24 protein-coding genes, 1 tRNA gene and 1 pseudogene are annotated in these 19260 nt (G+C 64.7%); 8 read left to right on the top strand and 18 right to left on the bottom strand.

Annotation, left to right across the window (positions count from 1 at the left end):
• Positions 1 to 4: 4 nt before the first annotated feature.
• From IPG14_RS01670 to IPG14_RS01625, 10 genes and pseudogenes are all read right to left on the bottom strand, one after another.
• Positions 5 to 823 (bottom strand): uracil-DNA glycosylase, encoded by an 819-nt coding sequence (locus IPG14_RS01670; protein WP_343390704.1) that lies wholly within the window; start codon positions 821 to 823, stop codon positions 5 to 7.
• Positions 820 to 1644 (bottom strand): sulfite exporter TauE/SafE family protein, encoded by an 825-nt coding sequence (locus tag IPG14_RS01665; RefSeq protein WP_343390703.1) that lies wholly within the window; start codon positions 1642 to 1644, stop codon positions 820 to 822. The genes IPG14_RS01670 and IPG14_RS01665 overlap by 4 nt, the downstream gene beginning before the upstream one ends.
• On the bottom strand, positions 1641 to 2435 hold the full coding sequence (gene tatC / locus IPG14_RS01660; protein ID WP_343384787.1) for a twin-arginine translocase subunit TatC: 795 nt from the start codon (positions 2433 to 2435) through the stop codon (positions 1641 to 1643). The genes IPG14_RS01665 and tatC overlap by 4 nt, the downstream gene beginning before the upstream one ends.
• A 5-nt stretch (positions 2436 to 2440) precedes the next feature.
• Positions 2441 to 2842: a Sec-independent protein translocase protein TatB gene (gene tatB / locus IPG14_RS01655; protein ID WP_343387864.1), complete on the bottom strand. Its 402-nt coding sequence runs from the start codon at positions 2840 to 2842 to the stop codon at positions 2441 to 2443.
• Positions 2843 to 2892: 50 nt separating this feature from the next.
• On the bottom strand, positions 2893 to 3153 hold the full coding sequence (acpP, locus tag IPG14_RS01650; RefSeq protein WP_343385234.1) for an acyl carrier protein: 261 nt from the start codon (positions 3151 to 3153) through the stop codon (positions 2893 to 2895).
• Positions 3154 to 3255: 102 nt separating this feature from the next.
• Positions 3256 to 3648: pseudogene (nusB, locus tag IPG14_RS01645) on the bottom strand (transcription antitermination factor NusB); the annotation flags it as partial.
• An 11-nt stretch (positions 3649 to 3659) separates the two neighbouring features.
• Positions 3660 to 4409: a 3-oxoacyl-[acyl-carrier-protein] reductase gene (gene fabG, locus IPG14_RS01640; protein WP_343390702.1), complete on the bottom strand. Its 750-nt coding sequence runs from the start codon at positions 4407 to 4409 to the stop codon at positions 3660 to 3662.
• Positions 4410 to 4519: 110 nt separating this feature from the next.
• A complete protein-coding gene (fabD, locus tag IPG14_RS01635; protein ID WP_343390701.1) occupies positions 4520 to 5473 on the bottom strand; it encodes an ACP S-malonyltransferase in 954 nt (317 codons plus the stop codon).
• 17 nt (positions 5474 to 5490) lie between these two features.
• A complete protein-coding gene (rpmF, locus tag IPG14_RS01630) occupies positions 5491 to 5685 on the bottom strand; it encodes a 50S ribosomal protein L32 (RefSeq protein ID WP_343384783.1) in 195 nt (64 codons plus the stop codon).
• A 20-nt stretch (positions 5686 to 5705) separates the two neighbouring features.
• On the bottom strand, positions 5706 to 6203 hold the full coding sequence (locus IPG14_RS01625) for a DUF177 domain-containing protein (RefSeq protein WP_343384782.1): 498 nt from the start codon (positions 6201 to 6203) through the stop codon (positions 5706 to 5708).
• Positions 6204 to 6616: 413 nt separating this feature from the next.
• Between IPG14_RS01625 and IPG14_RS01620 the strand changes: the two genes are divergently transcribed.
• The 5 genes from IPG14_RS01620 (at position 6617) to IPG14_RS01600 (ending at position 11468) form a co-directional block, all read left to right on the top strand.
• Entirely contained in the window at positions 6617 to 7318 is a 702-nt protein-coding gene (locus tag IPG14_RS01620; protein ID WP_343387862.1) for a hypothetical protein, read from the top strand.
• Positions 7319 to 7324: 6 nt separating this feature from the next.
• On the top strand, positions 7325 to 8740 hold the full coding sequence (locus tag IPG14_RS01615; RefSeq protein WP_343390700.1) for a recombinase family protein: 1416 nt from the start codon (positions 7325 to 7327) through the stop codon (positions 8738 to 8740).
• 42 nt (positions 8741 to 8782) lie between these two features.
• Positions 8783 to 9703, top strand: a complete 921-nt coding sequence (locus IPG14_RS01610; protein WP_343384779.1) for a cation diffusion facilitator family transporter — start codon at positions 8783 to 8785, stop codon at positions 9701 to 9703.
• 128 nt (positions 9704 to 9831) lie between these two features.
• The gene (locus IPG14_RS01605; RefSeq protein WP_343384778.1) at positions 9832 to 10245 is read left to right on the top strand and encodes a Zn-ribbon domain-containing OB-fold protein; all 414 of its coding nucleotides are present in this window, start codon (positions 9832 to 9834) and stop codon (positions 10243 to 10245) included.
• A gap of 14 nt (positions 10246 to 10259) precedes the next feature.
• Positions 10260 to 11468, top strand: coding sequence for a thiolase (locus IPG14_RS01600; protein ID WP_343384777.1), 1209 nt, complete (start codon positions 10260 to 10262; stop codon positions 11466 to 11468).
• Positions 11469 to 11545: 77 nt separating this feature from the next.
• On the opposite strand, the gene IPG14_RS01595 is transcribed toward IPG14_RS01600, so the two are convergent.
• The 3 genes from IPG14_RS01595 to IPG14_RS01585 are packed head-to-tail and all read right to left on the bottom strand — an operon-like array spanning position 11546 to position 13604.
• The gene (locus IPG14_RS01595; RefSeq protein ID WP_343390699.1) at positions 11546 to 11815 is read right to left on the bottom strand and encodes a hypothetical protein; all 270 of its coding nucleotides are present in this window, start codon (positions 11813 to 11815) and stop codon (positions 11546 to 11548) included.
• A complete protein-coding gene (locus IPG14_RS01590; protein ID WP_343390698.1) occupies positions 11812 to 12030 on the bottom strand; it encodes a hypothetical protein in 219 nt (72 codons plus the stop codon). The genes IPG14_RS01595 and IPG14_RS01590 overlap by 4 nt, the downstream gene beginning before the upstream one ends.
• Positions 12031 to 12059: 29 nt before the next feature.
• Positions 12060 to 13604: an acyl-CoA carboxylase subunit beta gene (locus IPG14_RS01585; RefSeq protein WP_343384776.1), complete on the bottom strand. Its 1545-nt coding sequence runs from the start codon at positions 13602 to 13604 to the stop codon at positions 12060 to 12062.
• 342 nt (positions 13605 to 13946) lie between these two features.
• On the opposite strand from IPG14_RS01585, the gene IPG14_RS01580 reads away from it, so the two are divergent.
• On the top strand, positions 13947 to 14633 hold the full coding sequence (locus tag IPG14_RS01580; protein WP_343390697.1) for a hypothetical protein: 687 nt from the start codon (positions 13947 to 13949) through the stop codon (positions 14631 to 14633).
• An 18-nt stretch (positions 14634 to 14651) separates the two neighbouring features.
• Here IPG14_RS01580 and IPG14_RS01575 read toward each other — a convergent pair whose 3' ends face one another.
• Complete coding sequence (locus IPG14_RS01575; RefSeq protein ID WP_343384774.1) at positions 14652 to 15041, bottom strand: hypothetical protein; 390 nt, start codon at positions 15039 to 15041, stop codon at positions 14652 to 14654.
• 329 nt (positions 15042 to 15370) lie between these two features.
• A complete protein-coding gene (arsM, locus tag IPG14_RS01570) occupies positions 15371 to 16225 on the bottom strand; it encodes an arsenite methyltransferase (protein ID WP_343384773.1) in 855 nt (284 codons plus the stop codon).
• A gap of 90 nt (positions 16226 to 16315) precedes the next feature.
• Here arsM and IPG14_RS01565 point away from each other — a divergent pair, with 90 nt between their 5' ends.
• Positions 16316 to 16633 carry a metalloregulator ArsR/SmtB family transcription factor gene (locus IPG14_RS01565; protein WP_343384772.1) on the top strand — a complete coding sequence of 106 codons (318 nt, stop codon included), beginning with the start codon at positions 16316 to 16318 and terminating at the stop codon, positions 16631 to 16633.
• Positions 16634 to 16738: 105 nt separating this feature from the next.
• Entirely contained in the window at positions 16739 to 17875 is a 1137-nt protein-coding gene (locus IPG14_RS01560; RefSeq protein WP_343387854.1) for a zinc-binding dehydrogenase, read from the top strand.
• 111 nt (positions 17876 to 17986) lie between these two features.
• Here IPG14_RS01560 and IPG14_RS01555 read toward each other — a convergent pair.
• From IPG14_RS01555 to IPG14_RS01545, 3 genes are all read right to left on the bottom strand, one after another.
• Positions 17987 to 18062 (bottom strand) — tRNA-Ala (locus tag IPG14_RS01555).
• Positions 18063 to 18413: 351 nt separating this feature from the next.
• Positions 18414 to 18899 carry a ribosome maturation factor RimM gene (rimM, locus tag IPG14_RS01550; protein ID WP_343387853.1) on the bottom strand — a complete coding sequence of 162 codons (486 nt, stop codon included), beginning with the start codon at positions 18897 to 18899 and terminating at the stop codon, positions 18414 to 18416.
• Positions 18900 to 19015: 116 nt separating this feature from the next.
• On the bottom strand, positions 19016 to 19246 hold the full coding sequence (locus IPG14_RS01545) for a KH domain-containing protein (RefSeq protein WP_343385233.1): 231 nt from the start codon (positions 19244 to 19246) through the stop codon (positions 19016 to 19018).
• Positions 19247 to 19260: the final 14 nt, after the last annotated feature.

Below are 19260 nucleotides of genomic sequence, written 5' to 3'. Positions count from 1 at the left end.
AGTCCTAATCAAAGAGTCGGATTTGTTCTGTTTTATCGGTCAGAGCGGGCTCAGCCCGTTCAGCCGTCAGTTCCTGTTCGTTGGCGGCGTGTGCCGCGAAGGTTGGCGGGGATCCGTGTGCCGGTGAGTTCACGGCCGCCACAGGCAGTTCCGTCGCTGCGCCCACGGGCGTCGGTGGAACCTCTGCGCTGCCGGCGACCCTCTCGGGCCCGCCTCCCTTGGAGACGCTGCCTGTCGCTGCTGGCGTCTGCCTCGCCCTCCGTGCATGGTTGACGATACCGGGCAGCTTCGCAAAGTCGTCCAGGAGGACCTGCCGCAGGCTCCCCTGGTGGAGCGCCGCGGCCGGGTGATACATCGGCACGATGAACCGGCCATCGATTTCCTTCACGCTCCCGTGAATGCGTGAAATCGCCTGTTGTGGGAACCACTTCGCCATGGAGAAACGGCCCAGCGTCACCACGACGAGTGGGTCGACCATGTCCAGCTGGAGGTCAAGGTACTCAGCGCAGGCGTCGATTTCGTCTGGCAGTGGGTCACGGTTCGCGGGTGGCCGGCACTTCAAGACGTTGCAAATGTAGACCTGTTCCCGCGTGAGCCCGGCCGCCCCCAGAAGCTCGCCCAGGAACTGCCCGGCCGCGCCGACGAACGGCCGTCCCAGCTTGTCTTCATTCATCCCGGGCGCCTCACCGATGCACATCACCTCGGCCGTGAGCGGTCCTTCGCCGGGGACGGCATTCGTCCGGGTATCGGAAAGCGCGCAGAGGCCACAGGCGCGCACGACGTGATAAAGCTCGGTTGCCCGTTCTTCGATGGTGGTAATCATGCGGCGTCCGCCGCGAGAGCGAGCCGCGCCAGACGATCGTTGCGCATTCGCCGCCGCGCCGTCGCAAGCATCTGCACCCCGATCGCGATGAGAAGGACCGCAAAGACCACTTGCAGCGTGCGACCGCCCATGAATGCCGCTGCCACCGCGCCGGCAAGTGCGCCTGGCAGCGCGGCCGGCGCGAGCCACTTCGCGGCCTCGGTGTCCACAGTTCCCTGGCGATAGTGCGTGAGTCCACCCATCACCGAGGCGATCACGACAACCCAGAGAGAGATTCCCTGCGCCTCGTGTTGACCGATCCCGAGGCCGAGCACGAGCCCGGGGACGAATATTGAGCCGCCGCCGACACCCAGCGCTCCCGACATCACCCCTCCGGCGAGCCCGAGCGTGGCGCCCGCGAGTGGTTCTTGCCAGCCGTTTGCGTCGAACCATGGCTCGACTGAGTCCCAGATGAGGAGCCGGAGCGAAACGGCGATAAGGAACAGCCCGAAGAGCTGGCGCAGTTGCAGAGCCGGGATCCGGGCCGCCCCCCGCGCGCCGAGGAACGCGCCGCCGATCGCCCCGGCTCCGAGCGAAGCGACGAGCACCGCGCTGATCGGCTCGTGCAGGCCATACACGATTGCGGCAGCGCCCGCGGCTGAAGTGATGACCACGAGCGATGTGCCGTGCGCCATGTGTTGGGGCATGCCCATCGGGCCCGTCAGGAACGGGATCATGATCGAGCCGCCACCCCCGCCAAGGAGGCCGCTCACGAACCCGCCGCCGAAGCCTGCAGTCGCGGCGACCGCAGGGCGACGCACCGCCTGGCCGGCCTCGCTCACGGAGCCGCCTCTGGTTTTGGCCGCTTTGGCTGGACCACCCAGGCGAGGCCTATGCCGAGCACATACAGTCCCAGCAAAGGACCGGCCACGAGGCTCTGGGTCAGCGGGTCCGGCGTCGGTGTCACGATCGCCGCGACGATGAAGATGATGACGATCGCGTAGCGCCAGAATCCGAGGAGCTGCTTCGCCCGGACGACGCGCAGCTTCGCCAGCAGCGTCAGCACCATCGGCAGTTCGAACGACACGCCCACCCAGAAAATGATGCGTATGGCGAAGTCGAAGTACTGCTTCACGCCGATCTTCTGATCGAAGTTGTCGCCGCCGAAGTTCAGCAAAAACCCAAGTGACGCCGGCAGGATGATCCAGTAGGCGAACGCCATCCCGGCGATCAGGAAGCCTACGACACCGATGATCCCCGGCAGGACCAGCTTTCGTTCGCGTGGTGTCAGGCCCGGCACGATGAACGCCAGGATCTCGTAGAGGACGACCGGCGAAGCGAGCATGAGCCCGCCGTACATGCCGATCTTGAACATCAGGGCGATCGTCTCCGTCGGGCTGAAGACCGTGAGCCGGAAGTCCGGGATCTCCGCTCGCGCGGGGGCAATCAGCCAGCCCACGATCGTCTCCCAGAACACAACGCAAAGGAGCATGCCGAGCACAACAGCGACTGCGCAGATGAGCACGCGGGTGCGGAGTTCCCGCAGGTGCTCGAGGAGAGTCATCTCACCCTCGTGGAACGGCTGCTGGTCTGGCCTCAGCTGGATCGGCTCGTTGACTGGTTCGGCGGCCATGGCGCTCAGAAAACCATCGGCGGTTTTGCGGGTTCCGAAGGCGTGGCTGCCGCGTTCACGCTAGCGGCAGCCTCAGCGTTCGCGGCCTGGACTTCCGACCGGACGGTCGCGACGGTCGATTCGACCGAAGCGGTCACTTCGCGGAGCTCGCTATTGAGCTTCGCATTCTCGGCACGAAGCGTGCCCTGGGCTTCATTCACCTGGCCTTTGATGGTCTTGTACTGTTCGTCCAGGTAGTCGATCTCATCGCTGAACTCGTCTCGCACGGCGCGTGCATAGCCCTGCATGGTCCGCACCGCCCGCCCGAGTTGGTACGCCATCGCCGGGAGCCTCTCGGGGCCCACCACGACGAGCAGCAGCACCAGCACAAGCAGGAGTTCCTGGTAGCCAATACCCAGGAATTCCACATTACCCTCCCGCGGGACCGGTCAGCGTCCCGGCTGCCACGACGGAAGGCTTACTTGTCCTCGACGCCGTGGTCTTTCAGGTAGTCTACGGCGTCCTGCACCGAAGCGATCTTCTCTGCGTCCTCGTCGCTGATTTCCAGCTCGCCGGCGTCGCTCGAAAACTCCTCTTCGAGCGACATAATCAACTCGACCAGGTCGAGGGAGTCGGCATTGAGGTCATCCACGAAGGATGCCCCGAGGACGACTTCATCCTCCTCGACGCCAAGCTGTTCGACCACAATAGCGCGGACTCGTTCGAATACTGTTGCCACGTTGGGGAGTGCTCCTGATGAAACGTTTGTGAGATTGTCGATGGGGGCCGCGTCCAGCGGTGCGGGGATGGCCGCCTGCGCGGCCTTGATTCGTTGGCTTACGGTTCGAAGCACTCCGTTCACAAAAGACGGGGCGCTGTCCCCTCCATACCGGTGGGCCAGCTCCACAGCTTCATTTACCACTGCTCCGACCGGCGCCGAATTATCGGCAAGCAGTTCCCATATTGCAAGGCGAAGGATGTTCCGGTCAACGACGGCGAGCGTGTCTACGGGGTACTGCGTCGCCGCCTCCTGGATGTATGAATCGAGCTCATCGCGGTGTTCGATGACGCCCTCGATGAGCTCTCGCCCATAACCGCTGGGGCGGGGCTTCGCCACTCCCGCGTCTTCCGTCGCGGCCTCTGCGAGCTGCCGCTCGAAGACCCGGACGGCAGGGTGGTCAGAGGTCTCGGATTCGTACAGTGCTTCGAGTGCCAGCTGGCGGGCTTTGCGCATCGGGTTCTGGCTCACGCCATCACCATACCGCCATCAACATGAATGCACTGCCCCGTGATGTAGCCGGCGCCATCGCTGGCGAGGAAGCCAACCAGCGGTGCAACTTCCTCGGCCCCGGCGATCCGGCCGAGGGGGATTTGGCCCATCACCGCCGTCACCGCCTGTTCGCTCATCCCGGCGATGATGTCGGTCTGGATAAAACCGGGAGCGACGGCGTTCACCGTGATGCCGCGAGAAGCTACTTCTCGCGCAACCGAGCGCGTGAACCCGATGACACCGGCCTTCGCGGCCGCGTAGTTCGCCTGGCCGGCATTTCCCATCACGCCAACAACGCTCGTGATGTTGATGATGCGGCCACCCCTTGCTCGCAGCATCGGCCGCATCGCCGCCTTCGTCACGAGGAACGTTCCGCGAAGGTTCGTGTTGTGCACTGCGTCCCAGTCGTCTTCTGACATGCGCATGAGCAGACCATCACGCGTGATGCCGGCGTTATTGACAAGGATGTCCAATCCGCCGAACCGGTCGATCGTCGCTTTCACCAGGTTCGCCGCCTGGTCCGAATCGGAGACGTCCCCGCCGATCGCCGCTGCTTCACCGCCGCTCTGGGCGATAGTCGCCACAACCTCTTCCGCGAGGGATGGGTTGGTGTTGTAGTTCACCGCGACCCTGGCCCCGCGCCCCGCGAGTTCGATACAAATTGCCCGGCCGATCCCGCGCGAACCGCCGGTCACAAGCGCAACGCGTCCGTCCAGATCACCCATGCCTCACCAACCCAGTGTTGTTTGATATGCCCCGCGATAGCGTCGGACCTGCGCTCCCCCGGATGCGAAGCGATCTTCACCCCGCCCGGCGGGACCGCCGGCCAGCCAGCTTAAAGCGAAACGCGGACCGACGTCGCGTCGTTCACGTTGATGCAGTTTGACTTGCGCAACATGCGCTTGATGATCGATGTCAGCACGCGTCCGGGGCCGAACTCGATGAACGTCTCCACCCCGTGTTCCCCGAGAAAGTCGACAGTCCGGCTCCACTGCACCGGCCGGCAAACCTGGTCGACGAGTTCGTGGCGGATCTGGACTTCCTGGGTAACCGGCGTCGCCGTGCAGTTCGCGATGACCGGGACGATTGGGTCCGAGATAGCGGCCGTTGCGACCGGCTGGACCATCCCGTCCGCCGCCGGGCGCATCAGCGAGCTGTGGAAGGCGCCGCTAACGCTCATCGGGATCACCCTCGCAGCGCCTCTCGCCTTCGCATAGTCGAGTGCGCGGACAACTGCTTCGCGCCGGCCGCCGATGACGATCTGCCCGGGAGCGTTCACCGTGCAGATCTCGGCGCCGGCCTCCCGGCAGACTTCTTCGCAGTCGGGGATATCCAGCCCGAGGACGGCCGCCATGGTGCCGGGGTTCTTGTCCCCCGCGGCCTGCATGAGCTCTCCGCGGGTACGGAGCAGGCGTACGGCTTCATCGAACTGGAGGGCGCCCGCCGCCACGAGCGCGGGGTACTCGCCGAGCGAATGCCCGGCGACGTAAGCAGGTTTCTTCAACAGTTGAGGTGTGAGTTCTGTGGCGACCTTCAGCAACGCGAGGCTCGTGACTGCGATCGCGGGCTGTGCGTTCCGCGTCTGCTGGAGTTCCTCTTCCGGGCCTTCGAAGCAGAGCTTCGAAAGCCGGAACCCGAGAATCTCATCAGCTCGGTCATATAGTTCGCGCGCCGAGGGGAACTCGTCGTAGAGGTCTTTCCCCATGCCAACAGACTGCGCGCCCTGCCCGGGGAACACCAACGCACGTGTGGCCTGGGCAGGTTCTTCGAGGGCGATGAACGGAGCCACCGCCAATCCCGGGTTCGTTAGTCCAGGTCCGGTTCCGGAAGTGCGATCACTTCGCGGCCCCGGTAGGTCCCGCAGATCGGGCAGGCGTGGTGGGCGAGCCGTGGGCTCTTGCACCGCGGACAATCGATGACGTGAGGCATCTGGATCTTGAGGTGGGAGCGTCGCTTCCCCTGTCGAGAAGAGGCGTACTTCCGCTTCGGCAGCGGGGCCATAACGGGACTCCTTCAGGTACTTACCCATTCGTCTTGCGCTTCAATGCTACGAGCGACTGCCATCGAGGGTCGATGGGCGTCCGGTCACACTGGCAGTTTGCGATGCCGAGATCCGTCCCGCACACCGGGCAAATCCCGGGACAGTCTGGACGGCAAAGCGGCTGCATCTCTGCAGCCATCTGGCCATATTGCCTCACCGCCTCTCTAATGTCGATTGTGTGGTCCGTGCCGATGAGGAAAGAGTCGGGGTCTTCGAGTGGCAGCTTGCGGCCCGTTGCCGGTTCAACCTGCTGCGCATATACCTCTTCGAAGGCGACATCCGCCAGGTAACCGAATGGCGCGAGGCAGCGGCTGCACTCCGCTTCGAGTTCGACGCGTGCCGTGCACCGCACAAGGATGCCCCCGGGCGTGCGAATCAGTTCGATGCGGCCGTGGTGGACGTTCTCTTCCGGTTCGATGTCGTACCGGCGGCTGGCGCCAACCTCTTCGCGAAGCAGCTGGGAAACGTTGTAGAGCATCGGGAGCAGACCTCTCTGGCGAGGTGACCTTCAGAGTACTACACGTCGTCTCCCGTGCCCGCGCCGGGCCCTTCCGGTGTCTGTTCTGCACCCGATTCCGGCCACCGCTTCGGTCAGACTGCGATGACTCCGGCGGTGGGCGAATGAGGGCCCAGGGCCAAGCGGTGCAAATGACGGAACGAGATCCAGGGCCCGCACTCGCACGCCATGGCGCATAGTCCCTGCTCCCAGGGCGATCCGGCGAAAGGCCCGTTTCATCCGATGCCTCCGCAGACCTCCATAACGGCCGCCAATTCGTAACGATTCAGCAAATCCGGGCCGCGAAACGTTTACGCCTCCGGGCCGCACTCCTACGCTTAGCGCTACGGTTAGCCCTCGGCCAACCAGAGTCTGCTTTGCCGGTGAAACACGCATTGAGTCAGGTATCCGAGATCCGCACCCTGCAGGAAATCGACGATGAGGCGGGGAACCTTCGTGCCTCGCTCGAGGAGGCTGAGCGCCGTCTGAAGGGCAGCGAGGAACTCAGCGCGGCCCGCGAACGCTTCGCCGCGGCAGATGGCGAACTCGCGGACGCACGGAAGGAACAGCGCCGCATCGAGGGCGAAGTAGACGTGCTCACCTCGAAGATTGCTCCCGAAGAGAAGCGGCTCTACGACGGTTCGGTGCGGAACCCCAAGGAACTCACCAACATCCAGCACGAAGTCGAGATTCTGAAGGGGCATCGCTCGAAGCTCGAGGACCAGGACTTGGAAGTCATGGCGAGGCTCGAGGCAGCGGAATCCGAGCATGCGGACGCCCAAAAGGGCCTCGTGAGGGCCGAAGCCCGGTGGGAAGCCGAACGTGCTGCCCTCGCTCAGGAAACCAGGCGGCTGGCCGGCGCTATCGCCAGCGCCGACGCGAAACGGGAGTCCCAAAAAGCAAGAGTCGTGCCGCGCCACCTCGCCGTCTATGAGGACGTCCGCAGGCGCCGTGGAGGCATCGCCGTCGCGCGCGTCGCGGGCGGGAACTGCGGCGGGTGCAGGGTCGGGATCCCCGAGGCTGTCCGCAAGCGTGCCTTCGACCCGGACCAGCTCGCCCAGTGCCCGAACTGCGAGCGGATCCTCTACGTGGGGTAGGCGTCCATGCGTGCCGTTGGCTACTTCGCGGAGAATGCCCGGCGAAACGGCCAGAAGCGGAGCATCGCCGAGCAGAACCACGCGTTCGGCGATTTTTGCATCCGCCACGGATACGAAGTCGCTGGCACGTTCCTCGATACCACCGATGAACAGGGAGCCACGGCTGGCTTCGCCCAGATGCTCCACTTCCTCGCCCGCCCCGACCGGGGATTCGTCGTGGTCGCGGTCGACAGTCTTGGCGTCCTGGGTCCAGATCTCGGCCAGGCCGCGCTGAAACTGCTGGAGATCGAACAGACGGGCTGCCAGGTGCTCATCGCTCACACCGGTCACGAGGCGTTCCGCGAGCTCGTCGACACCTGGGCCGACCGCGGCGATGGCACGCCAATCTCTGAAAAAGTACGTTCAGCGATGCGTCGCAAAGCTGTGCGCGGCGAAGTCCTCGGCCGGCCCCCTTACGGGTACCGCGTAGGCCCGCGCCGGCGGCTCGAACTGGTACCCGAAGAGGCCGTCGTCGTCCGCTACATCTTCCGGCTCTACCTCCAGGAAGAGCTGGGAATCCGAAAGATCGCGGGACAGTTGAACGCGGAAGAGGTCGCCACGCGCCGCGGTGGCCGCTGGAGCATGGTCACTGTCCGCGACATCCTGCGGAACCGCGCCTACCTCGGCCACTACTCCCGTTTCGGGACGACGGTCACCGGTAGCCACCCGGCCCTGGTTACCCCGGAGGACTTCCGTCGCGTCCAGGATCGCCTCCAGACGCACCACGGCAGCGTCCGCACGCGCACCGTCCAACCGTTCTTGCTCAGCGGCCTGCTCTTCTGTGGGATGTGCCAGAACAAGCTCATCGGTGTTTCGCGGCGCCAGCGTTGGGTGACTAAGGCCGGGGAAAAGAAGGAAGCCTCATACCGGTACTACCAGTGCGAATCCCGCACGAATCAGAGCGCCTGCGCCTACAACACTCAGCGTGCGGCCGAACTCGAGGCGCGCGTCCGCGAAGCGCTCAAGGATGACGAGCGCCCGGTTACCCGGCTGCGGCGTGCAGGTAACGTGGATGGCTACCTGGTCGACCTGGTCGCTCAGGTTGACCGCGTCGAAGGCAGGATGAAGCGCAACCGCCGCCAGGTCGAAGAGCTCGTCGCCGATGCTGCCCACGGGCACATCACGGTCGAAAGGGTGAAATCGCTCGGCGGGGAACTGGCCAGGGAGCACCAGGGCCTCGGAGCGGAACTCCGTGCGGCGAAGGACCGGCTGCAGGCGCAACAATCCGAGGCGGAGCGGCGCAAGCACCTGGAGGCGCTGTGCGAGCGGCTCACTCGGGAATGGGACGCGTTGCCGTTCGAAACACTGCAGGCGGCGCTCCGCGACGTCATCGACCGGATCGAGGTCGATGACGACGATCTGCGCGTTTATCTGCGCGTATAGAAGTCCCTTCTCTCTTCTCCCCTCTCCCGTCATGCTGCGGACATGTCAGAAGAGAGCAAGCCGGCTGTCCTCGCCGCCATGGGCGCGAACTTCGCGATTGCTGCCGGCAAACTCGTCGCAGGCGTCCTTACCGGGAGCGCCGCGATGCTGGCGGAGGCCGGGCACTCCTTTGCCGATACGGTGAACCAGGTCTTCCTCCTCGTTGGCATCAACCTCTCGAATGCCGCTGCCGATGAGAAGCACCCCCATGGATACGGCAAGGAAGCGTTCTTCTGGTCGTTCCTTGCAGCCATCTTCATCTTCGTCGCGGGCGCCGCCTTCTCGTTCTACGAAGGCATCCGTACCCTCATTCACCCGCACCCCCACGAGCGTTCCCATACGGAACTTGCCATCGCCTTCGGCGTCCTGGGCATGGCATTCATTTTCGAGCTGGCCTCCTTCGCAATCGCCATCCGCGGCCTCCTTCGTGGCGCGCGCCGTCGCAATTGGAGCATCGTCCGGTACATTCGCCAGTCGCCGGACCTGACGACCAAGACCGTCTTCTTCGAAGACGGAGCCGCCCTCACCGGCCTCGCCCTCGCAGCCCTCGGACTGTTCCTGTCGCAATCGACCGGAGACGAGAGTTGGGACGGGATCGCCTCAGTCGGGATCGGCGTCGTTCTCACGATCGTCGCGTTCCTCCTCGGGCTGCAGGCTCGGAATCTGCTCATCGGCGCCTCAGCCGGCAAGGAAGTGCGCGACGCCATCGACGATTGCCTGCGCGGTTTCCCAGAAGTCGAGCGGGTCGTCCGATTGCTCACCATGCAACTCGGCGCGCACTCGGTGCTCGTCAACGGCGAACTCCAATTGCGCCGGAACATCACCCTCGATGAGGCCGAAGACCTGCTCCGGCGCCTCGACGCCCAGCTCGCCGAAGGCGTCCCGGAAGTAGTCGACACGTTCTGGGAGTTGAGAGGACCATAGGGTCGACAGTAGTCCCCTTTCCCGTTCGCTCTCATTCACGTAGCGTTCGTCCACCATCTCTTGCACGGATTGCCCACGCGGCCAGCCTGCCGCGAAGCGGTGCACGTGCCGAAGGACTGCCATCCGCTATGCCTTACAACAAGCCAATACCCGAGCCGGGCGACCCGCTCACCAGGCCCTTCTGGGATGCGGCGAAGGAGGACAAGCTCGTCCTTCCTCGCTGCACCAGCTGCAACCGCGTCCACTGGTATCCCCGCTGGATCTGCCCCTTCTGCCACGCCACCGAGATCGAATGGATCGAGGGTTCCGGCATCGGCTACATCCATACCTTCGCCGTCCAGCACCGCGCTTTCGGTGGCTGGGCCGATGAGACCCCCTTCGTCACCGCGTATATCGACCTCGCCGAGGGCGACCGGATGTTCACCGTCCTTCGCGGTGTCGACCCGACCAGGCCGGAGACGATCAAGATCGGCGCGAAGGTAAAAGTCGAATTCGAAGCAGCCAGTGCGGATGTTCACATCCCGTTCTGGCGCGTGGTCTAAGGGGTACTCGAACCATGCCAGGTGAACTCTCCCGCGCCGCCGCGATCGTCGGCGCCGCCGAAGCCGATTGGATTGGCTATCCAGAACAGCCGAAGACGGCCCTCCAGCTTCATATCTCGGCCATCAAGAACGTCTCGAAGCAGACGGGCATCCCGATCAGTGCGATCGACGGCATTTTCAGCGCCGGATTCTCCTCCGCAATTGCCGAACACCTCGGCCTCCACCCGGCCTACATCGACACCACCTCGGTGGGCGGATGCTCGTTCGAAATGCACGTGCACCATGCCCTCGCGGCAATCCACGCCGGCATCATCAACGTCGCACTTGTAACTCACGGAGAGAACGGGTGGTCCTCCCGGGCGACCCGCGGAGCAGGGACCGGCCGCGCGCGCGGCATGGACCCGTGGGATCCGGGTAGCCAGTTCAGCAATCCGTACGGCGTCTCCGGCGCGCCATCGAACTACTCCCACGCAATGACCCGCCACAACCATCGTTACGGCACCACCCCCGAGGACTTCGGACACATCGCCGTCGTCACACGCCAGTGGGCGACCCTCAACCCCCGCGCCGTCATGTTCTCCAAGGAGACGAACCCGGCCGGTGGCCCGATCACTATCGACGACGTGAACAACGCACGGCTCGTCTCGTGGCCGCTCACGTTGTTGCATTGCTGCCTGGTCACCGACCACGGCGGGGCAGTGCTGGTTGTCAGCCCGGAGATCGCCCGCAGCGTGAAGACGAAGCCGGTGTGGATCGCGGGCGCCGGCGAGAGCATGAGCCACTCGAACATGCTCGAAATGGGCGACTTCACCGCCACCTCCGCGGCGGCTTCGAGCGCCGCCGCCTACAGAATGGCGGGCATGGGGCCGGAAGACATGGAAATGGCCATGCTCTACGACTCCTTCACCGTCACCGCCGGGATCACGGCAGAGATGCTCGGCCTGGCGCCCCGCGGCGAAGGATTCCGCCTCTGGAAGGACGGCCATGCCGCTCCCGGCGGGAAATTCCCCATGAACACCAACGGCGGGGGCCTCTCCTTCAACCACTCCGGCATGTACGGCATGCAGCTGTTGGTTGAAGCCTACCGGCAGCTCTCCGGCACGGCCGAAGACGGCGGTTTCAGCGGCCTCCCAGGCAAGCAGACCAAGGCTCGCTCCTGCATCGTCAACGGCACGGGCGGCAGCCTGAGCACGACGGGCACCCTGGTGCTAGTGGCGGACTGACGCCCGGTCACGGCGGACAGATCAACAAACGGCCGGCGCGCAAGCGCCGGCCGTCCGCTTCGTAGTCGCTGAAAGGTCTAGCGGCGGCGCAGTAGTTGGTCGTACTCGGCATGTGTGCCTATCCAGAACCAGATGATAGTGTCCTGGTGGCGGCGACCTAATGCGCGATAGCCGAGCCCGATGCGGACCGACCATAGATCGCCCGAGGCGGTAACCGACTTGAACTGAAGGCTCGGATGAAACGGATCGCTGCAGAACAGACGGTATGCGGCCGCAGCTTGTTCGGCGACCTGAACGGGTAGTCTCCCCAGGGCTTCCCGGAAGGCCTGCTCACGCCAGGAGTTCACAGCTTGTCAGGATCGAGCGGCACTGTCTTGCCTGCGAGGTGCTCAGCGAGCGCCTTGCGCCCCATCTCTTCAAGCACATCCTGGCTCTTCGCGAAAAGCTCGTCCCACTTGCGTTCAGACTCGATCTCATCCAGAACCTTGCGGGCAAGGTAGTTCTGGGTCTCGTCATCCAGTTCCTGGAGCTTTTCCCACGCTTCGGCGGCGAGCTTCGTCATGCCCCGAGTTTACCACGCCGCCTCACCGCCTAAAGCGGGATGTTGCCGTGCTTCTTCGGAGGGTTCCGGTCGGCCTTGTTCTCCAGCATCTCCAGCGCCCGCACGACCTTCGCCCGCGTCTGGCGCGGGTCGATCACGTCATCGAGGAAGCCACGGCCAGCCGGGATGTACGGGTTCGCGAATTTCTGCCGGTACTCCTCGATGAGCTCCTTGCGCTTCGCCTCGGGGTCCGGTGCGTTCGCGATTTCCTCGCGGTAGACCACGTTCGCCGCCGCATCGGGCCCTGCGACCGCGATTTCCGCAGTCGGCCAGGCGTAGTTCATGTCGCCGCGCAGGTGTTTGCTGGACATAACGAGGTGGGCCCCGCCGTAGCTCTTGCGCAGGATCACCGAGATCTTCGGTACCGTCGCTTCGCTGTAGGCATAGAGCAACTTCGCGCCATGGGTGATGATCCCGCCATACTCCTGGCTCAGTCCCGGGAGGAAACCGGGAGTGTCTACGAGCGTCACGAGTGGGACGTTGAAGCAGTCACAGCATCGGACGAACCGGCTGGCTTTGCGGCTGGCGTTGATGTCCAGCGCACCCGCGAGCTGCGCCGGCTGGTTCGCTACGAACCCGACGACGCGGCCCGCCATCCGTCCAAAACCCACCACCATGTTCGTCGCGAAGAGCTCGTGCACTTCCATGAAGTCCCCGTCATCGACGAGCCGGTCGATGACCTCTCGCACGTCGTAGGGGCGATTTGGCTCGGCCGGTACGATCGTCAGGAGATCGTCATCCGCGCGCGCGGGGTCGTCGTTTGTGCCGGTGAAGGGCGGGTCCTCCGCATTGTTCGAAGGGAGGAATGAAAGCAGCCGCCGCACTTCCTGCATCGTTGCTTCTTCGCCATCGACCGCAAAGTGGGCGACGCCGGAACGGCTCGCGTGAGCGATAGCCCCACCAAGCTCATCGTGCGTCACTTCCTCGCCCGTCACCGCGCGGATCACATCCGGGCCGGTGATGTACATCTGCCCGCTGCCTTCGGTCATGAAGATGAAGTCGGTGAGGGCGGGGCTGTAGGCGCCGCCACCCGCGGAAGGGCCCATGATGATGCTGATCTGCGGGACCACACCGCTTGCGAGGGTGTTCATGGCGAAGATTTCGCCGAAGCCGCGGAGCGCCTCCGGGCCGTCCTGGATGCGGGCCCCGCCCGAGTCGATGATGCCGATGATCGGCGCGCCGGTCGTCATCGAAAGGTCCATGACCTTCAAGATCTTCTCGGCGACGGCCTCGCTCAGCGAACCACCGACGAGCGTGAAGTCATAGGCGTATACGTAGACGGGCCGGCCATCGACCTTACCCCAGCCGGTCACGACTGCTTCGCCGGTGCTGTTGTCGATGCTCCGCGCCCGCATCAGGGAGTCGAGTTCATCGAAGCTGCCGGGATCAAGGAGCAGGTCTACGCGTTCGCGGGCGGTGAGTTTCCCGCGTGCGTGCTGGCGCTCAATTCCTTTGAGCCCGCCACCCTCCGCGACCTTCTGCTTCAGCTCGATGAGCTGGGCCAGCTTCTGTTCTGCGGTGAGTTGTTCGGTCATGGGTAGGCCTCTCCAGGTCACCCGGTGTGGCACGGGCGCCGACGGTATGGTGGGGCGCAAAGAACCCGGCCGAGAGGCCGGGCGTCATGGATCGCGCGGGTCAAATCCTAGCATCGGGCACCCCAGGGCGCCACGACGGCATACCTTGAGAGGATGCTCTTCGCTTGACATCGGGAATACCACGATGGTTTCATCCACACCGCCGCGCACGGAGCCCAAGTGAGTACCCCCGCGCCAGCCTGCCCCAACTGCTCGACCCCGGTTGCCGCCGGGAACCAGTTCTGCGTTGCTTGCGGATCCTGGGCGGCCTGCCCGAATGGCCACGCGCTGGCATCTCCTGGATTGAAGTTCTGCGAAACTTGCGGTGCTCCGGCCGGCGGCACGGCGGAACTGGCGCCGGCCCGACCGCCGGGCGCCCGGCGATTGCCGCTCTTCGTGACAGCGGCTGCCGCGCTCGTACTGCTGGGCGGCGCTGCCGGGTTCGCGCTCTTCATCCTGCTCGGTGGTGGCGGAGACGATCCGAAGCAGTCTACCCAGGCGTTGTCTGGCCGGAGCACTCAGCCACCGGCAAAGACGGCGGCTAAGACCTCCCAACCTGCCGGGCCGACGGCCACTACGGTGCCCCTCAGCCCGGATGCCTCGCCGTCCGGAGCAGGGGCGCCTACGCCCGTTCCGGCAGCCGCCACCGTCCCTCCGACAGCTCCCCCTCCCACCCCGATCCCCCAGGCCCCGGTCGCCCCGACGGCCACCACTCCGCCGCCTACCGCGACGACCGCCCCCAGCGAGGCTGCCTGCTACCCCGTGACTGTGAACAATCCGACTGTTTGCATCATGGGGACGGGGACCTCACCCAAGGGGATCGACCTTGCCTGTGTGCCGCCAGGGACGTTCGTGGGCCTGTCGACGAGCGACCAGCGGTTCAAGCAGTGGATCGCGATCGGCGCCACACTCGCCGCTCCCCTCGAAAGCACAACAACCTTCAAAATGCCAGCTGGGCCGGTGACCGTGACGCTCTCGTGCGGCCCTTAAGCGAGTTCTGACCGCTCGTTAGTCGATCCCCTGGGGCGCGAGCAGCTGGTCGAAGACGAGCTTCACCTCGTCGTGCTCAACTGCCCGGAGCTGTTTCGCCAGTGCCCTGGCTCGCTCCAGCGTGCCTAACTGCTCGTCGTTCAGGGCGAGCATCGCCCATGCTGCGACGAGCAACTCCCGAAGAGTCGCTTCCACTTTCTCCGCCCGGCCGCGAAGAGCTGGTTCGAAGGCTCCCGGCGCTGCTGGATCGCGCGCCAATTCCTGGGCCAACGTGTCGAGGTGGTACTCCAACCCCAGCAGGCCGTCTTTCACCGCCGTCCGGACTTCCGTGGCCGTGGAAGCTCTCCCCAGCGTCTCGGCGGACTTCAGCAGTGACTCGGCAACTCGCGCAGCGCGTTCATTGGGCATCTTGTCATCTCCTCCGCAGGTCAGGCCGGAGCATTCCGGCTGCCGTGACGACCACCGTGGCCGTCGCGGTTGGCGAGGCCGACCATGGCCGCCAGCGCAATCACGCCGGCGATGCACGCGATGAAGAGCCAGTTCATTTCGTCTTCCTTCCGGCCGGCCCGCCGTCCGAACCCGTGCGGACGGGCCAGGCGTGAGTGTTCACCTCCACTTTCGCCGGTCTTCGGAGCTGTGGAGATGGCCAATCGGCCAGCGCTCACTGGCCTGTGGTGCACAACCAAAGAAGGCGCACGCGGGGGCGCGCCTTCTTTGCGAGAATCGAGCTGCCGAAATTACGCCAGCGGCTTCGTCGCCGTCACAGCAGCTGACGCGACCCCTGTGCCGCCGGGATAATCGGTGGCCACCGAAGTCACTCCGGTGAACCCCGCGGCGACGATCTTCGCCTTGTAGTCGGTCTCCAGGAGCGCGCCGGCAATGCAACCCGCCCACTGCTCGATGTCTTCCTTCACACCCTCGGGCGCAGGCCTGGTCCAGACGATGTCCGAAACCTGGAGGCGTCCGCCTGGCTTCAGCACGCGGAACGCCTCGCGGAAGACCTGGTCCTTGTCGGGCGAGAGGTTGATGACGCAGTTCGAAATGATGACGTCCACTGTGCCGGTGTCGATCGGCAGGTGTTCGATCTCCCCGAGCCGGAACTCCACATTGGTGGCGCCCACCTTCTGCTGGTTCCTCCGGGCGAGGGCGATCATCTCCGAGGTCATATCCACACCGTAGACGCGGCCGGTCTCGCCGACCATCTTCGCCGCGAGGAAACAGTCGATTCCGCCGCCCGAGCCGAGGTCGAGGACGACCTGGCCGGGAAGCAGCGCAGAAATCGCCGTGGGGTTGCCGCAGCCGAAGGCCACATCGGTAACGGTCGATGGGAGGTCGCTCACGTCCGACTGCTGGTAAAGCTGAGCGACGTTCGTCACGATCGTTTGGTCGTCACTGACTCCGCAGCAGGAAACGTCTTCGCTGGCGGATTCTGTTCCGCAACAAGAACTCGCTTCCGCCGTGGCCGCCGGTGCACAGCAGTTCGCAGCGTCGACCAGGGGAAGGGCCTCGTCTGCTGCGAGTACGCCGCGTACACGGTTCCCATAGGCCTTGGAGACTTCGGAACGGATCTCTTCCGGGGTGCGTGTCACCATCGTCGGTGACCTCCTTGTGCGATGTCATCGTAAAATTACGATGAAAGCGAAAGGCTGTCAATATCGTATTTTTACGAATATCATGGCCTCATGAAAGTCATCGAAGACCTCGAAGCCCAGGATCAGCGGGCCGCGGCGGTATTCAGGGCGCTCGGCAATCCTGCTCGTGTGCGGATCTTGCGCGAGCTGGCGAAGCGCGACGCCTGCGCAACCAGCGACTTCGTCGGCGTCCTCCCACTTGCCCAGTCCACCGTTTCGCAGCATCTGAAGGTGCTCAAGGAAGCAGGGATCATCGAGGGCACCATAGAAGGCGATCAGTGCTACTGCCTGAACCCGGAGACTGTCCGCTGGCTCGCCAACTTCACCTACGGTATCTGCTGTGCCGACGAGATCTGCGAAACTCCCTGACCGCCGGCATGACACGGCCAGCCCCAACTTCGAAGCGCTCCCGCCGTCGCGGATCATCGACCGGCAGCGAACCCACCCTCGACCCACCTGGAGGAGAACCACCACATGACCACCGAACTTGACGCCGGACTTCAGCTTCGTTCACTCATCAGGCCGGATGGCGTACTCGAACTTTCGCTCGTATCCATTCCGACGCCCTCGCCGGGTCCATCGGAAGTCGTCGTGCGGGTCGAGGCCGCGCCCCTCAATCCTTCGGACCTCGGCTTGCTCTTTGGCGGGGCCGACATGACAGCGGCAACGCTCGCGGGCTCTCCCGAGACCCCCGTACTAACGGCCCCGGTCGGCCCGGCCGTCATGCGGGCGATGGCCGCCCGCATCGGAGATTCGCTCCCTGTGGGGAACGAGGGCGCTGGAGTTGTGATCGCTGCGGGCGATTCAGCGCCTGCTCGAGCGCTTGTCGGCAGGACCGTCGGCCTCCTCGGCGGGGCGATGTACTCCCAGTATCGCGTCATCGATGTCAGCCAGGTGCTTCCGCTTCCCGAGGGCACTACGCCCGCCGAGGGTGCTTCGTGCTTCGTAAACCCGCTCACCGCCCTCGGTATGGTCGAGACCATGCGGCTCGAAGGATACAAGGCCCTGGTCCACACGGCGGCGGCATCGAACCTCGGGCAAATGCTGCAAAAACTCTGCCTGGAAGAAGGCATTGGGCTTGTGAACGTCGTCCGCCGCCCGGAGCAGGCCGATGTGCTCAGGGGCATCGGTGCGACTCACGTCTGCGACTCCTCTGCCCCGACCTTCATGACCGACCTCGTCGACGCGATCACCGCGACAGGCGCCATGCTCGCCTTTGACGCCACTGGTGGCGGGACCCTGGCCAGCCAGGTCCTCACGGCGATGGAGATCGCCGCCAGCCGCGGAGCCGGCGAGTACAGCCGGTATGGCTCAGCGACGCACAAGCAGGTGTACATCTACGGTGGCCTCGACCGCACCCCGACCGTCCTAAACCGTGCCTACGGCATGGCGTGGGGCATTGGCGGCTGGTTGCTCACGCCGTTTCTCACGAAGCTTGGGCCAGAAGTAACGCAGCGCCTCCGCGACCGCGTCGCCAGCAGCATCACGACAACGTTCGCCAGCACCTACACCCGTGAAGTTTCCCTGCGAGAGGTGCTCCAGCCGGAACACATCGCGGTCTACGGCCGCCAGGCCACCGGCTCGAAGTATCTGTTGAACCCGAACAAGTAGGGCGCCGGCTCGAGCCGAGGAACACATGCCCGGTGCTCGTTCTGCCCGCCGCAATGGGCCGGAAAGTTCACAACCACCAGGTGACCAGGCGCGACCTCCCGTCGGGAGGGTTGGTGGAGACGAGGGGACTCGAACCCCTTACCTCAGCGATGCGAACGCTGCGCTCTCCCAGATGAGCTACGTCCCCGACTACAACAAACGGGCCGCTCCAGTTCACATCGTATGGAGCGGCCCGCGAATGGGTCAACCGTGGGATTCAACTAGGAACGGTGGGAAGAACCCCGACCGATGCGATAGCTCGTCTCTCCCGTGAACTCCCTTTCCTTCCCACACTTCTTGCAACGTCCCGGCGTCAGCTCCCCTCTCGGAGGTTCCAGTACCCAATGATGGACACAGTCAGCGACCATTTGGAGCGCCTCGGCTTTGGACATGCATACACCCCTCGAATTATTCACTCGTGATGAACGGCCGAGGGTGACCATCACCCCGCCACCGGCCGCTCGGCAGTGTAGTCCCAGCTATAGACGGTTTCAATGGCTTATTTCGATTCGTCCAGCATGCCCGGCAAAGGTGTAATGGATACCACCCCACCCGTCACATCGATGGCGTCGATGACTCCGCCGATCGCCGGCACCAGGATTTCGCTCCGATCTCCGGTCACCACGTAGACATCGTTCGCACCGGTCTGGAGCACCTCGGTGATACGTCCGAGGTCTTCGCCACCGGTGATGACCACCCGCAGGCCGATCAGTTCATGCACGAAGAACGACTCGTCGTCGTCTCGCTGGACGTCGTTGTCGGCCGCTTCCAGGAGTTCGCCGCGGAGGCTTTCCACGTCGTTACGGTTGTTGATGCCGCTCAACTTGAGGATCCAGTGCTCCTGGTCGGGCCGCGCCCGTTCCACTACCCGCCTGATTCCGTCCAGGTAGACCGGCCGCCCCCGCTGGAGGTTCCGGGCCGTCGGGGAGTAAGCCAGCGCCCGGATTTCGCCGCGCAATGCGTGCGGACGCAAGACTCGCCCCACGGCGGTGTAGCCGGGGCGCGGTTCCCTGGGCGTGGTTGTGGGGTTAAGGGGGCGCTCCCGGCGGGCCTTCGGCGCGGCGGGCGGTGTCTCTACAGGGGGCGCGGGCTCTTCGCCGGTCAGTCGCCGATCTCCAGGTTTACGCGCACGTCCTCCCGGACCGCGGCGACTTTGACGAGGGCCCGGAGCGAACTCGCGATGCGGCCGCCCTTGCCGATGACCTTGCCCCAATCATCCTCGGCGACATCGAGGCGGATGCTGACCCGGTCCCCGTCTTCCAGCTCGGTCACACGGACTTCTTCGGGGTGGTCGACCAGTTCCCGTGCGAGGTATTCGATAACCTCGCCCATCATGGTGTTTGCCA

Origin of the sequence: Candidatus Amarobacter glycogenicus (assembly GCF_016704105.1) — a bacterium.
Classification (GTDB): domain Bacteria; phylum Chloroflexota; class Dehalococcoidia; order Tepidiformales; family Tepidiformaceae; genus Amarobacter; species Amarobacter glycogenicus.
This window is presented reverse-complemented; position numbering and strand designations above follow the sequence as displayed.

What these genes read in the sequence shown, in the direction of transcription:
- IPG14_RS01565 (WP_343384772.1), top strand. Translation starts at nt 16,316, where the DNA reads ATGAAAGTCATCGAAGACCTCGAAGCCCAGGATCAGCGGGCCGCGGCG.
- IPG14_RS01605 (WP_343384778.1), top strand. Translation starts at nt 9,832, where the DNA reads ATGCCTTACAACAAGCCAATACCCGAGCCGGGCGACCCGCTCACCAGG.
- IPG14_RS01600 (WP_343384777.1), top strand. Translation starts at nt 10,260, where the DNA reads ATGCCAGGTGAACTCTCCCGCGCCGCCGCGATCGTCGGCGCCGCCGAA.
- IPG14_RS01625 (WP_343384782.1), bottom strand. Translation starts at nt 6,203, where the DNA reads ATGCTCTACAACGTTTCCCAGCTGCTTCGCGAAGAGGTTGGCGCCAGC.
- IPG14_RS01610 (WP_343384779.1), top strand. Translation starts at nt 8,783, where the DNA reads ATGTCAGAAGAGAGCAAGCCGGCTGTCCTCGCCGCCATGGGCGCGAAC.
- fabG (WP_343390702.1), bottom strand. Translation starts at nt 4,409, where the DNA reads ATGGGTGATCTGGACGGACGCGTTGCGCTTGTGACCGGCGGTTCGCGC.
- IPG14_RS01585 (WP_343384776.1), bottom strand. Translation starts at nt 13,604, where the DNA reads ATGACCGAACAACTCACCGCAGAACAGAAGCTGGCCCAGCTCATCGAG.
- IPG14_RS01670 (WP_343390704.1), bottom strand. Translation starts at nt 823, where the DNA reads ATGATTACCACCATCGAAGAACGGGCAACCGAGCTTTATCACGTCGTG.
- IPG14_RS01575 (WP_343384774.1), bottom strand. Translation starts at nt 15,041, where the DNA reads ATGCCCAATGAACGCGCTGCGCGAGTTGCCGAGTCACTGCTGAAGTCC.
- IPG14_RS01615 (WP_343390700.1), top strand. Translation starts at nt 7,325, where the DNA reads ATGCGTGCCGTTGGCTACTTCGCGGAGAATGCCCGGCGAAACGGCCAG.
- tatC (WP_343384787.1), bottom strand. Translation starts at nt 2,435, where the DNA reads ATGGCCGCCGAACCAGTCAACGAGCCGATCCAGCTGAGGCCAGACCAG.
- IPG14_RS01545 (WP_343385233.1), bottom strand. Translation starts at nt 19,246, where the DNA reads ATGGGCGAGGTTATCGAATACCTCGCACGGGAACTGGTCGACCACCCC.
- rpmF (WP_343384783.1), bottom strand. Translation starts at nt 5,685, where the DNA reads ATGGCCCCGCTGCCGAAGCGGAAGTACGCCTCTTCTCGACAGGGGAAG.
- IPG14_RS01560 (WP_343387854.1), top strand. Translation starts at nt 16,739, where the DNA reads ATGACCACCGAACTTGACGCCGGACTTCAGCTTCGTTCACTCATCAGG.
- IPG14_RS01590 (WP_343390698.1), bottom strand. Translation starts at nt 12,030, where the DNA reads ATGACGAAGCTCGCCGCCGAAGCGTGGGAAAAGCTCCAGGAACTGGAT.
- arsM (WP_343384773.1), bottom strand. Translation starts at nt 16,225, where the DNA reads ATGGTGACACGCACCCCGGAAGAGATCCGTTCCGAAGTCTCCAAGGCC.